Annotated in this window: 12 protein-coding genes; all 12 read left to right on the top strand. The window is 40.0% G+C overall.

Annotated elements, in window-relative coordinates; all coding sequences use genetic code 11:
- Window positions 1-9: 9 nt before the first annotated feature.
- The 12 genes from PDT38_RS16070 to PDT38_RS16015 all read left to right on the top strand — a co-directional run bounded on the left by PDT38_RS16070 (window position 10) and on the right by PDT38_RS16015 (window position 12,885).
- Window positions 10-2,058 carry a BglG family transcription antiterminator gene (locus PDT38_RS16070; protein WP_270803004.1) on the top strand — a complete coding sequence of 683 codons (2,049 nt, stop codon included), beginning with the start codon at window positions 10-12 and terminating at the stop codon, window positions 2,056-2,058.
- A gap of 16 nt (window positions 2,059-2,074) precedes the next feature.
- A complete protein-coding gene (locus tag PDT38_RS16065) occupies window positions 2,075-2,356 on the top strand; it encodes a PTS sugar transporter subunit IIB (protein WP_270803003.1) in 282 nt (93 codons plus the stop codon).
- Window positions 2,357-2,376: 20 nt separating this feature from the next.
- Window positions 2,377-3,732, top strand: coding sequence for a PTS ascorbate transporter subunit IIC (locus tag PDT38_RS16060; RefSeq protein WP_270803001.1), 1,356 nt, complete (start codon window positions 2,377-2,379; stop codon window positions 3,730-3,732).
- 82 nt (window positions 3,733-3,814) lie between these two features.
- Entirely contained in the window at window positions 3,815-4,564 is a 750-nt protein-coding gene (locus tag PDT38_RS16055) for a Cof-type HAD-IIB family hydrolase (protein ID WP_394356297.1), read from the top strand.
- Window positions 4,565-4,828: 264 nt separating this feature from the next.
- Window positions 4,829-5,590, top strand: coding sequence for a LamB/YcsF family protein (locus tag PDT38_RS16050; protein WP_270802997.1), 762 nt, complete (start codon window positions 4,829-4,831; stop codon window positions 5,588-5,590).
- A 75-nt stretch (window positions 5,591-5,665) separates the two neighbouring features.
- On the top strand, window positions 5,666-6,808 hold the full coding sequence (locus PDT38_RS16045) for an NRAMP family divalent metal transporter (RefSeq protein ID WP_394356296.1): 1,143 nt from the start codon (window positions 5,666-5,668) through the stop codon (window positions 6,806-6,808).
- Between the two features lie 64 nt (window positions 6,809-6,872).
- Entirely contained in the window at window positions 6,873-7,604 is a 732-nt protein-coding gene (gene pxpB / locus PDT38_RS16040) for a 5-oxoprolinase subunit PxpB (protein WP_270802994.1), read from the top strand.
- Window positions 7,601-8,614 (top strand): 5-oxoprolinase subunit C family protein, encoded by a 1,014-nt coding sequence (locus PDT38_RS16035; protein WP_270802993.1) that lies wholly within the window; start codon window positions 7,601-7,603, stop codon window positions 8,612-8,614. Before pxpB ends, PDT38_RS16035 begins: the two co-directional genes overlap by 4 nt.
- A 22-nt stretch (window positions 8,615-8,636) precedes the next feature.
- A complete protein-coding gene (locus tag PDT38_RS16030) occupies window positions 8,637-9,386 on the top strand; it encodes an IclR family transcriptional regulator (RefSeq protein ID WP_270802992.1) in 750 nt (249 codons plus the stop codon).
- 90 nt (window positions 9,387-9,476) lie between these two features.
- Window positions 9,477-10,115: a GDSL-type esterase/lipase family protein gene (locus PDT38_RS16025; RefSeq protein ID WP_270802991.1), complete on the top strand. Its 639-nt coding sequence runs from the start codon at window positions 9,477-9,479 to the stop codon at window positions 10,113-10,115.
- A 285-nt stretch (window positions 10,116-10,400) separates the two neighbouring features.
- Window positions 10,401-12,104, top strand: coding sequence for a methyl-accepting chemotaxis protein (locus tag PDT38_RS16020; protein ID WP_270802990.1), 1,704 nt, complete (start codon window positions 10,401-10,403; stop codon window positions 12,102-12,104).
- 355 nt (window positions 12,105-12,459) lie between these two features.
- A complete protein-coding gene (locus tag PDT38_RS16015; protein ID WP_270802989.1) occupies window positions 12,460-12,885 on the top strand; it encodes a pyridoxamine 5'-phosphate oxidase family protein in 426 nt (141 codons plus the stop codon).
- Window positions 12,886-13,149 lie beyond the last annotated feature (264 nt).

Below are 13,149 nucleotides of genomic sequence, written 5' to 3'. Positions count from 1 at the left end.
GGCAGAGGCATGATCAATGAGAAACGTCCTGCCCGGTTACTTCAATATTTGGTCCGGGCCAGAGAAGTGACAATGCATCAGCTGATTGACCATTTTCAATTATCTAGACGGCAAATTTGCTATGATCTGGAGAAAATCAATCAATATTTGACTGACCATGAGATGCCTGTCATCGAATATAAGAGAAAAAAACAGCTTAAGATGTCCGATGAGGTACTAGAGTTTGTTTCTCATCAAGCTCAATTAAAGATTGTCCGCTCTTTCGTTTTAACAGAAGAAGAACGAATTCAATTGATCTATTTGTTCCTGTTTGTTCGCAGGGAACCTGTTTCAAGTGCTCATTTGACACAGTTATTGCAAGTGAGTAAAAACACGGTGGTAAAGGATGTGAAAAAAGCGAATCAAAAGTTACAGCCTTTTTTAGTAGCCATTCATTATACAAGAGAGAGAGGTTATCACTTGAAAGGAAGTGAATTTGATAAAAGAGTTCCGGTTATGCATGTTCTTGCTGCTTGTTTACAAAAACCAAATGGAACAGCATTGCTTCAACATATGTTGAAAATGTCAGGTGTAAACCATCGTCCGCAGGAAATTAAAATGGTCATTGAAAAGGTTACCGAAGTTTACAATCTTCAATTTGTTGAAGAAAGGCTGAATGAATTCATCTATTTTTTAATGTTGTATTCTGAGAGGGCAAAAAGTGGCAAGGTTGTCCGTTTTCATCAGCAAGAAACAGAGCTCTTCAAACAAAACCCATTAAGATGTTCAGCTAAAAATCTATTAAACGGTTTAGGTATTCCAACAAGTGATAGCGAATTGTGCTACATGATGATTCAGCTGTTAGGTCTTTCTTTCGGAAAACCATCAGCATGCGATCCACTTTTTCAACTCTGTGAAAAACTTGTCTTTGAATTTGAATCAAGAGCCTGTATTACATTTGCTGAGAGAAGCGGTGTGGCTCAATCTCTGTACCGTCATTTGAAACCAGCATTTTTCCGAATAAAATATCGTATTCCGATTCACAATCCTTTACTAAACAAAATTAAAAAAGAGCATCGAGAACTTTATACAATTGTCCAAAAATTAATCCATCCGCTGGAATTGTTGCTTAATATCCCAGTACCGGAAGAAGAGATTGGTTTTCTGACGATTCACTTTGCTGCAATGCTTGAGAAACCTGCCCAAACCCGATTAACCAAAAAGACAGCAGTTGTTATTTGTCCAAGTGGTGTCAGCGCTTCTTTACTGTTGAAGCAACAGCTCGAAACGTTATTTTCAGAAATATGTGTTGTGAAGACATTATCTCTACATGAATTTAGATCAGAGCTATTTCAGAAATATGATGCGGTTTTTTCTGCGATTGAACTCGATACAAAAGAGCGCTACTACATGGTAAGTCCTTTAATGACACCAGCAGAAAAAAGCCGGCTCGTCCATGATGTGTATCAACATTTGTTTGGTATTAAAAGCAGAGAACTGCTGATAGATGACTTTTTTCATATTCTTAAAAAATATGCCAAGATTATCGATGAAAAAGGGTTGAGAGAATCTTTGAGAGAGGTCACGATTTTACAAAAGATGAAGGAAATAAAGGGGGAGCGACCAGTGTTGAAAGACTTGTTAACAGAGGAAACAATCCAACTGGCTGAGCGAATAGGTGGCTGGGAAGAAGCGATCAAAACAGCTGCCAAACCTTTACTCGAACAAGGAGCAATTAGTGAAGGATATATAGAAGCGATGATTCACAATCTTAAAACAATGGGTCCATATATGATTATCGGACCAGAGATCGCTGTTCCTCATGCAAGGCCTGAAATGGGTGTAAAAAAGGTGGGGATGAGTTTTCTAAAATTGAATGAACCTGTCTACTTCTTAAATGATAAGCAATACCCTGTTAAGTTGTTATTTTGTATTGCAGCGATCGACCACATTACTCATTTGAAGGCGCTTTCGCAACTAACACGTCTTCTCAGTAATAAAGAGAACCAAGACATGTTGAAGGAAGCAGATTCTATCAAATCTATTCAACATCTAATAGAATCGTATTCATCATATTAACCGAGGAGGTATTCATATGAAAATATTAGCGGTTTGCGGATCTGGGCTTGGAAGCAGTTTTATGCTTGAAATGAACATTCAAGATACGTTAAAGGAGCTTGGTGTAAACGATGTTGAGGCAGGTCATTCAGATTTGAGCTCGGCATCTGTAGATCAGGCAGACTTGTTTGTTGTTGCTAAAGATATTGCAGAGGGAGCTTCACACTTAGGAGATTTAGTCATACTTGAGAGTATTATTGATCTTGATGAGCTAAAAACGAAATTAACAGACAAATTACAGGCGAAAGGAATGCTTTAACAAGAAAGGAGAGGCTGCAAATGATTGAAAGAATGATGAAGTTGCTCATGGATATTTTAGGTCAGCCCGCTGTTTTAATTGCCATCATTTCTCTTATTGGACTGGTGTTTCAGAAAAAGTCCGCCAATGAAATTGTCAAAGGGACGACGAAATCTTTTTTAGGTTTTATCATTATTTCAGCCGGTGCCGGTATTCTTGTGAACTCACTTGAACCATTCGGAAAAATGTTTCAAGCGGCCTTTCATGTGAATGGTGTTGTTCCAAATAATGAAGCCATTGTTGCTGTAGCATTGAATGAGTATGGAACAGTAACAGCGTTGATCATGTTTTTTGGAATGTTTACCAATATTTTAATTGCTCGTTTTACAAACTTAAAATATATTTTCCTAACTGGACACCATACATTGTATATGGCATGTTTGATTGCTGTTATTTTAGCTGTAGCAGGTTTGAGAGGGCCGCTTTTAATTGGTGCTGGAGCAGTCTCGCTGGGCTTAGCGATGAGTGTATTTCCGGCAGTTGTTCAACCTTTTATGAGAAAAATAACTGGAAATGATAAAGTGGCTTTTGGGCATTTTTCTTCAATTGGAAATGTTTTGTCTGCCTTAATTGGTAAGGTTTGCGGTAAGGGCTCGCGTTCAACAGAGGAGCTTCGTTTCCCAAAAGGTCTAGGCTTTTTAAGGGATAGTTCTGTCAGTATTGCGCTAACGATGACCTTATTATATGTCTTGATTGCGGTTTGTGCAGGACCCGCATTTGTGGAAGATAAGCTAAGCCATGGCACACACTATCTCGTGTTCTCTGTTATTCAGGCTGTTACTTTTGCCGCCGGGGTTTTTATAATCCTTACAGGTGTGAGGCTTGTGCTTGCTGAGATTGTTCCGGCTTTTAAAGGAATTTCTGGCAAACTTGTTCCAGATTCCAAACCAGCACTCGATTGTCCAATTGTCTTCCCGTATGCTCCTAATGCGGTACTGCTAGGATTTTTTTGCAGCTTCATTGGAGGGATTGTTGGGATGGCTATTCTCGGAGCTTCAGGTCTTGTGATTATTCTCCCAGGTGTGGTACCTCACTTCTTTACCGGGGCTTCGGCTGGTGTATTTGGAAATGCTACAGGAGGTTTGCGGGGTGCTGTCATAGGTTCATTTGTTAATGGGCTAGTGATTACGTTTTTGCCTGTATGTTTACTACCGGTTATTGGCGATTTAGGGTTCCATAATACGACATTTTCAGATACTGATTTTGCGGCTATAGGTATCGTTCTTGGTCATACCGTCAAGTTCCTCGGTTCTGTTGGGGTAATGATCGGCTTAGCAATTGCTGTATTGATAGCCATTCTGTTTGGAATGAAGCAGAAGAAACAGAAAACGACTTAGAAAATTGCTTCTTTGTTTCTGGATCCTTTTTATATTAGAATATATAGGAGCCTAAAAAGTGGAGGTATCTTATATCGTGCCAATCAATCAAGGATATCGTGAACAAGTAAAACTCGTTGCATTAGATATGGATGGGACATTATTGAATGCTGAGCATGCCATTTCAGAAGAAAATAAACAAGCGATTAAAGAAGCAGAAGAAAAAGGGGTTCATGTTGTGCTCAGTACGGGACGAACGCTGAGGACCGCCCGTGAATTCGCTGAGTTTTTGGGACTGTCTTCTTATTTGATTACAGTAAATGGTAGTGAAATATGGGATTCTTCTTTTAATCTAGTAGAGCGCCAAGTGTTGCATCCCGATCATGTTCAAATGATGTGGGGTTTGCGCAATCAGTACGAGACGAACTTTTGGGCGTGTAGTGTTGATAAGGTGTGGCGAGAAGATTTTCCGGAAGATATTTATGCTCATGAATGGCTAAAATTCGGGTTTGATATTCCTGATCATCACGTGAGACATCAGGTATTAGAAGAACTGAAAAAAAACAAAGAATTAGAGATTAGTAACTCAAGTCCGACCAATATTGAGGTCAATACCATTGGCATTAATAAAGGAGCGGCTTTGGCAAAAGTATCTGAACGTCTCGGTTTTTCAATGAAGAACGTGATGGCAGTTGGTGACAGTTTAAATGACATTGCGATGATAAAAGAGGCTGGTTTAGGTGTGGCGATGGGAAACGCTCAGGACATCGTCAAGAAAACGGCTGATTGGGTAACAGAAACAAATATTGAAAATGGTGTTGCAAAAGCGATTAGATATTGGGTGTTATCATAATTGCTCGGGAGCCTGATTAAGGCTCTTTTTTTATGTTAAAAAATTTTTTCGCCTCACATTAGATATGAAAAAACCGTGATGTGCAACCAATTGATAGCGCTTCATTCGATGTTAGGTTTTATAACAAACAGATGCTAAGAAAGCAAAACCCTGTTATAATCTAATTCAAGTTTGATTATTCGGAATTATTGTTCCGATAATCGGAACAAATCAGACTTTATTATTTCTTGAAAAAATGCACATGAATATAAAAGGAGGGATTTGATGGTTTGTGTTGATTTAAACTGTGATCTTGGAGAGAGTTTTGGTGCATATCAGATTGGATTAGACAAAGATATTTTGCAGTTTGTCACTTCAGCCAATATCGCTTGTGGATTTCATGCTGGAGATCCGAGTGTTATGCGAAAAACCGTCACCCTGGCAGCTGACAAAGGTGTTGCCATTGGTGCACATCCTGGGCTTCCTGATTTAGCTGGATTTGGCCGCCGCAATATGGCGATTACGCCTGAAGAAGCCTATGATCTTGTCACTTATCAAATTGGTGCCCTTTCAGGTTTTCTAAAAGCAGAAGGTGTTCAGATGCAGCATGTCAAGCCACATGGTGCACTCTATAATATGGCTGCAAAAAATAGAGGATTAGCAGATGCGATTGCCCGCGCTATATTCAAGATAGATTCTGATCTCATATTGTTCGGTTTGGCAGGAAGTGAACTTGTACTTGCTGGAGAAAGAGCTGGTTTGAAGACGGCTCATGAAGTGTTTGCTGATCGTACATATCAAGAAGACGGTACACTTACTTCACGGGCACATGATGATGCGCTGATTCAAGAGGATGAAGTGGCTGTCAATCAAGCGATCCGAATGGTCAAGGAAGGAAAAGTCCGAAGTCGTATGGGGAAAGATATTTGTCTAAAAGCTGATACGGTTTGTATTCATGGAGACAATGCTCATGCCCTTCAATTTGCAAAAAAAATTCATGCAGAATTTGAAAAATCAAATATAAAAGTTCAAGCTTTTTCAACATGATCAACAAAAATGGAGGAATGCGATTTGAAGCAAAACAAAAGTAACTTGACATTATTATTGGGTGCAGCCTTTTTGATGGCTACATCTTCAATTGGACCAGGATTTTTAACACAAACTACAGTATTCACACAAAAGTTAGCAGCTAGCTTCGGTTTTGTTATTTTAATTTCCATTATTTTGGATATTTTTGCGCAAACAAATGTGTGGAGAATTATTGCCGTCTCTGAAAAAAGGGGTCAAGAAATTGCGAACCTTGTTTTTCCGGGTCTTGGCTATTTTATCGCCTTCCTCGTTGTTCTTGGAGGACTAGTTTTTAACATTGGCAACATTGGTGGAGCTGGTTTGGGGTTGCAAGTTTTATTCGGGATCACGCCTCAGACAGGGGCGATCATAAGCGCTGTTATCGCCATTCTTATTTTTATGATTAAAGAAGCGGGAAAAGCGATGGACCGTTTTACGCTAGTTGCCGGTTTTGTTATGATTCTTCTAACCGTATATGTTGCGATAACGACAGGTCCGCCGGTCGGAGAAGCTGTTACAAAAACAGTAGTACCTGATAAAATTGATATTCTTGCCATTGTCACACTTGTCGGTGGAACAGTCGGTGGTTATATTACGTTTGCTGGTGGACATCGTTTGCTTGATGCGGGTGTGAAAGGAAAAGACTCGATTTCTGAAGTGACAAAGAGTTCTGTATCAGGTATTTTAATTACATCTGTGATGAGAATTGCGCTTTTCCTTGCCGTTCTTGGTGTTGTTTCAAAAGGTTTGGCCATTAATCCTGATAATCCGCCAGCTTCTGTATTCAAGCTTGCTGCCGGAAATATCGGTTATAAGATGTTTGGTCTTGTCATGTGGGGGGCAGCCGTCACCTCTGTTATTGGGGCCGCTTATACTTCGGTATCATTCTTTAAAACATTTTCACCTAAAATTGAAAAAAATTCTCGCGGTATTATCATCGGATTTATTATCATCTCGACACTCTCTTTTGTATCGATTGGAAATCCTGTTAATCTTCTTATACTTGCGGGAGCTTTAAACGGACTCATCCTCCCAATCGCTTTAGGGGCACTTTTAATTGGTGCCCATAAAAAGAAGATTGTTGGGGATTATCGTCATCCGATTTGGCTGACGATCGCAGGCATTATTGTCGTGGTCGTGATGGCCATCATGGGTTGGCATACACTTACTCATGCGATTCCTAAGCTATGGGGATGATTGATCATATGAAAATCAATACAGAGCAAGTTTGTCTGTATTGATTTTTGATTTTAGGGGGGAGATGAAACAATTGACCAATTTACACGTTGAAATGGCGCCGCTTGGGGACTCAGCGCTGATCATTAAGTTTGGAACGGATATTAATGAACAGACTCACCGGATAACAAGTGCATTGACAAAGCAAATTGAAAGTGCTCCGTTCCCCGGTTTGATAGAATGTGTACCAGCATTTACAAGTGTGACGGTTTTTTATGATCCGCTTGAAGTGTCTCGAAATTCGAGTAAAGGCGTTTCTCCTTTTGAAAAAGTAAAAGGGATCATCAAAAACACTCTTTACCGGTTAACTATAGAGGAAGAAATCGACAGGCGGACGGTAGAAATCCCTGTTTGTTATGGTGGTGAATTTGGTCCTGATTTAGAGGAGGTCGCCCAGATCAACAATTTAACAACAGAAGAAGTGATAAATATTCATACAGCGGGAGAATACCTCGTTTATATGCTTGGGTTTGCGCCAGGTTTTCCTTATTTAGGGGGGATGTCAGAAAAAATCGCGGCTCCGCGCCGGTCTTCACCGCGAACGTCAATTCCCGCTGGTTCTGTAGGGATCGCTGGTATGCAGACAGGCGTCTATCCGCTATCAACTCCAGGCGGCTGGCAGTTGATTGGTCATACACCGCTTGAATTATTTCGGCCTTGTGAAGAGCCGCCAAGCCTTTTAAGAGCAGGAGATATGGTCAAATTTGTTCGCGTGACAAAAGCAGAGTACGACAAGTTAAAGGAGGGAAAATGTTGAGCTTAGAAGTGTTAAAGCCAGGTCTGATGACAACTGTGCAAGACTTGGGTCGCACTGGATTTCAAAAATATGGTGTTCTTGTTAGCGGGGCAATGGATAGCGATTCTTTACGAATTGCCAATCTTCTCGTTGGCAATGAGCTAGATGAAGCAGCCCTTGAAGTGACATTGTTAGGACCAGACCTGTCTCTCCGTTTTTCAAACACGACACTAATCGCTGTTACAGGAGCGGATTTTTCATTATCAATTGACCATCAAGAGGTTCCTTTATGGAGACCGATTTTAGTTCAAAAAGGAAGTGTTTTAAACTTCGGGATGTGCAAGTGGGGCAGTCGTGCTTATTTGGCTTGTGCTGGCGGATTTGATGTACCATCTGTGATGAATAGTAAAAGTACGTATGTAAGAGCCGGAATTGGCGGTTATCAAGGAAGACCGCTGCAAAAAGGAGACCTTTTAACAACCGGTGAGATATCATCCTTATCAGAAAAAATGTTGTGGGAGCTGAAAGAGCAATTGGATGAACGGGGCTTTGCCGCTCCAAATTGGGCGGTGAATCGTCACTATTTTCTCCCGTTAAAGAAAAACCCGGTCATTCGTGTAATGAAAGGGGAACAGTTCGATTATTTCACATCGGCCTCACAGGAACAGCTTTTGGCAGAAGCTTTTCGAGTATCGGCAAAATCAGATCGGATGGGTTACCGACTTGAAGGAAATCCACTTGAAATGGAAATGCCACTTGAAATGATTTCTGAAGCTGTCTCTTTTGGAACCATTCAAGTTCCGCCTGACGGCAATCCTATCGTTCTTCTCGCTGATCGTCAGACAGCTGGTGGTTATCCGCGAATTGCCCATGTCATTTCAGCCGATTTATCTACTGTTGCGCAAATGATGCCTGGAGAACAGATACGGTTTCAGCTGGTTCAACTTGAACAAGCAGAGCGCCTCTTTATCGACAGGGAGACCAAAATTTGTGAACTAGCTGCCAGATTAAAGTTTGAATACGTGGTATGATGTATTTCAGGAGGGGAAGGGATTGGAATGCAAGAATAAAACGGTTGTCAAATCAATGGCATTACTCAATCTGTTTTTAACGAAAGAACGGCTCTCACTCAATGATATGATTGAACTTACGGGAATGCCAAAAACATCTGTTTATCGGATGGTTTGCTCTCTTTGTGAGATGGGGTTTCTCAATCGTGATGAAAGTGGAATGTACGGTTTAGGTCTATTATTTTTACAATATGGTCAGCTTGTTTCTGAACGGCTAGATATTCGAAAAATAGCATTGCCGGTGATGGAAAAGTTACGTGATGAAGTAGATGAAGCTGTCCACCTAATTGTTAAACAAGGAAATGAAGCGATATACATTGAAAAATTAGAAGGGACGCAAATGGTTCGTCTCTATACGGCGATTGGGAGACGATCACCATTATATGCCGGGGCATGTGCAAGAAGCATTTTGACGTTTCTTCCAGAGGACGAAAGGGAAGTCTATCTTGAGGAAACAGAACTAGTTCCAATTGCTTCAGGAACGATTTGTGATAAAGCTGAACTGATTCGTGTGTTGGATATGTCATATAAAAACGGCTATACAGTCAGTCATTCAGAACTTGAAGATTACACCTCAGCTGTTGCAGCGCCAATTTTTAACCATCAGAAACAAACTGTTGCTGGCCTCAGTATTGCTGGGTTTGAAGCGAGGTTTCAGAAAGATCGATTACCTTATTTAGCTAAAAAAGTAAAAACAGCAGCACTTGATATTTCGAAAAAACTAGGTTTTTAAAGAAAGTGTATCCTTTTGCCCGGTTGTCGAGTACGATATGGTAGCTGTCACGATCATGGTGGCGTGACAAAAACCAAAGGGGGAAAGGATATGGCTTTTCACTATACAGCTCTTGGCGATTCCTTAACCGTCGGTGTTGGTTCTGGTATGTTTGAACCTGGATTTGTTCAGCGCTACAAACGGAAACTTGAGGAAGACTTACATGAGCCCGTTATGTTAATGGTTTTCGCCAAATCAGGTCTTGAAACAGCAGAAATTCTAAAGCTGTTTGATCGACCGTTTGTCAAAGAACAACTCAAAAAAGCAAATGTGATCACGATCACAGGTTGCGGAAATGATTTGCTTGAATCTCTGGGAATCTATGAAAAAGAGAAAGATGATGACGTCTTTTTAGAAGCCTCATCACACTGTCAAAAAAACTACGCTGAAATGCTCGGCAAAATAAAAGACATTAAGGGAAAAGATCATCAGGATTACATGATCAGACTACTTAACTTATACAATCCATTTCCGAAGATTAAATTAGCGGATCGATGGGTATCTGACTTTAATCAGCACCTCCAACAATTAGCCAATCCTCCACAAGTCAAAGTGATTGATGTTTATTCCATTTTTAAAGGGCATGAAACGGAATATTTATCAATAGATAAGGTTCACCCCAATGGGAAAGGGTATGAGGCGATTGCTGAAAGCCTTAGGGAGTCCGGATGTAAACTAGTAGAACATTAAATATATTGATAGAGATCATTCCAATTGTGAATGGTCTTTTTTAGTCTCTATAAAGACGAAGCCGACTGATCATGTCGAAACGGGCTGAATTTCAGTGACAAGCTCACCATTGGAAAGAACACTTGCTATCTCTTTTTTTGTATTTCTAAAAAAGTAAATGATGCAAAAAAATAATGATGCTATATTTCTTTTTGAAAGAACCGATATATGTCCTAGAAGGAGGAGATTGTCATCGTCAAACAGAGAGGCAGTAAACTGAAAAAAGAAAGTCTTTTTATTAAATTAATGATCGTTATCGTATTTATTACGGTTCTGACTGGATCAATCGTTGGGATTAGCGCTTACCAAATGGCAAAAAAAGAATTGGTCAATTCAGGGAAGCAGGATTTAAAACATTTGGCTGATACGTCCACTGCTGTTTTGAATGTGTTAAATGCTAAAGTAGAGAAAAAAGAAATCACACTTGAAGAGGCAAAAGCAGAAGCGCGAGAAATCTTGAACGGTCCAAAACTGTCGGGTGAGCAGGGGTACGATTTCCAAAAATCGAAGTTTTTATATAAAGACAAAGGATATATTGTGGCATACCAATCAGACTATTCTACACAGGTCCATCCAAAAAATCCGATCGGACAAGTTCCGTCTTCTACCGAAAATCGGAAAAAAATGGTTGCTGCCGCTAAGGCGTCCACTGCAGAAGATCATTTTGTCTCATATCCTGATCAAGACGATGAAACCGGCGAAGCTAAGGATAAAATGGCATATATGACTTATTTTGAACCTTGGGACTGGAGTGTGGGGATTGCTGTTTTTGAAGACGAATTTTATAAAGGCTTAGAGTATGTGAAAATATTCATTACCGTTACTGTCTCCGTTATTACGTTGTTGAGCCTAGTGTTATTTTATTTCTTAATTAGAAAGAAAGTAAAATTGCTGAGTGATGTAACAGCAGCTGCTTTAAAGATTTCTGAAGGACACCTTGAAGAAACAAACTTGCCGGAATCAAAAGATGAAGTCGGGCTGTTGGGTGCGGCATTTAATAATATGTCTTCACAATTGAGAGGACTGATGCAAGGCTTGCAAAGTACAAGCATCAGATTGCTTGATTCTGCATCAGATTTGTCTGCTATCTCAGAAGAAACTTCAGCAAGTAGCGAAGAAATCGGCAGAGCGATTTCAGAAATTTCTGCTGGAACGGTTACACAGGCAAGTGATTTAGAAGGAACAAATGAACGGCTCGTATCATTTACAAAGTCTTTTGATAAGATGAATACGCAAAGCGATTTTATTGAACAAATGGCTGATGATACCGAAACCGCTGCACGAGAAGGACAAAACATTGTTCAGAAACTCAAATCTTCTAATGAAGAATCATTAAAGGCATCGGGGCAAATCCGTACGGGAATTACGAGTTTGAATAATAAAGTGCAGGATATTTCACAAATTACAGAAACGATTGAAAATATATCAAATGAGACGAATCTGCTGGCGTTGAACGCAAGTATTGAAGCAGCAAGAGCAGGTGCACACGGTAGCGGTTTTGCAGTCGTTGCTAGTGAAGTACGCAAACTTGCTGAACAATCAAAAACAGCTGTGAGTCAAATTCAAAACATGATTAACGGGATCAAACAAGAAACAGAAAACACAGTTTCTTTAATGTCAGAAACAATGGAACATACAAGTGAGTTGGATGATGCCGTCAAATTGACTGAACAAGAATTTAAAAAGATTACAGTGTCGATTGAGAAAACGATGACAGAAATCAGAGCTCTTAATAAAGAACTTCAAAATATCAAAGGGCAAAATGATCAAATTACCGAATCGGTCCAAAGTGCTGCCGGCGTTTCACAGGAGACAGCTGCAGCAGTGGAAGAAATTACAGCTTCAGTGGATGAACAGGTATTAGCGATTACAAATGTGGCTCAAGCTGCAGAAGCCTTGACTGAACTTAGCAATCACTTGAACCAAGAAATTGAGAAATACAAACTTTAATCAAAAAGCATCAGCATTCTGCTGGTGCTTTTTGAAATATGATCAGTTCGGCCTTGTCCGAAGACTGTTTTCAGATCAGTATGAGAAAGAATGCTTTATCATGAGCTCGAATCAAATACTAGAAAAGGGACAGCGCTGCTTTCAAAATTGTACTAGTCAAAGAAATGGACGGAATCTTCGTCAATATGAACAACTGACCCCCAGTTTAAAAACGTACCCGACAAAAATCTGATTTGTCGTACACCAACCTCAAGATGTTGTTTCACAAATTTATCAGAGTCAAAGTGGAAGAGTGTGTCCGTGTTTAATATGTCGCAAAATGTGGAAAAGTAACAATAAAAAGGAGGGACTTTAAATGGACCAGCAGCAATTGAAACAAAAAGTGTTTGATATTCTTGATCATCATAAAGTTGGCTCGCTTGCAACAGTTGAAGGAGGTAAGCCACATTCACGCTTCATGACATTTTTCCATGATGGACTAACGCTTTATACACCGACAAGCGATGAGACACATAAAGCGGAAGAGATTGATCATAATCCAAATGTCCATGTCCTATTAGGCTATAATGGTGATGGTTTCGGTGATGCATATCTTGAAATCGAAGGTACGGCAACATTAAATCATTCAGAAGCATTGAAGGATCGAGTTTGGAATGATCAGCTTAATCGCTGGTTTGATGGAAAAGATGACCCAAACTTATCTGTACTTGAAATCCATCCTTCACAAATCAGGTTAATGAATGAAGGAGAAATTACCCCAGTTACACTTGATTTGTCATAGCCGGAATCATGTGGTATGATGTTAGGATGTGAAGAGCAAATGTATAAGTAAACTTCTTTTTTCTTTCTTAGAAGATGCTTATCTCTTCCTCTGACCCGCCCCTATAGGGATAGAAGGGAAAAAGACTTTTTGTTTCACAATTCGCACTGGCGCGGCTTCGGAGTCGCAAGGACGATTGAGAGGTAGGGCTTTCGTTGTCTTGTTTTCAGAAATTCCATGGTGTTTACTTTTATTCGGAACAATGTTTAAAAAATTCGGATTTTT

The organism is Bacillus changyiensis (assembly GCF_027706145.1).
GTDB classification, from domain to species: Bacteria; Bacillota; Bacilli; order Bacillales; family Bacillaceae; genus Bacillus; species Bacillus changyiensis.
This window is presented reverse-complemented; position numbering and strand designations above follow the sequence as displayed.

Coding starts and splice junctions, on each gene's coding strand:
- PDT38_RS16070 (WP_270803004.1), top strand. CDS start 10: ATGATCAATGAGAAACGTCCTGCCCGGTTACTTCAATATTTGGTCCGG.
- PDT38_RS16065 (WP_270803003.1), top strand. CDS start 2,075: ATGAAAATATTAGCGGTTTGCGGATCTGGGCTTGGAAGCAGTTTTATG.
- PDT38_RS16060 (WP_270803001.1), top strand. CDS start 2,377: ATGATTGAAAGAATGATGAAGTTGCTCATGGATATTTTAGGTCAGCCC.
- PDT38_RS16050 (WP_270802997.1), top strand. CDS start 4,829: ATGGTTTGTGTTGATTTAAACTGTGATCTTGGAGAGAGTTTTGGTGCA.
- PDT38_RS16045 (WP_394356296.1), top strand. CDS start 5,666: ATGGCTACATCTTCAATTGGACCAGGATTTTTAACACAAACTACAGTA.
- pxpB (WP_270802994.1), top strand. CDS start 6,873: ATGAAACAATTGACCAATTTACACGTTGAAATGGCGCCGCTTGGGGAC.
- PDT38_RS16025 (WP_270802991.1), top strand. CDS start 9,477: ATGGCTTTTCACTATACAGCTCTTGGCGATTCCTTAACCGTCGGTGTT.
- PDT38_RS16020 (WP_270802990.1), top strand. CDS start 10,401: ATGATCGTTATCGTATTTATTACGGTTCTGACTGGATCAATCGTTGGG.
- PDT38_RS16015 (WP_270802989.1), top strand. CDS start 12,460: ATGGACCAGCAGCAATTGAAACAAAAAGTGTTTGATATTCTTGATCAT.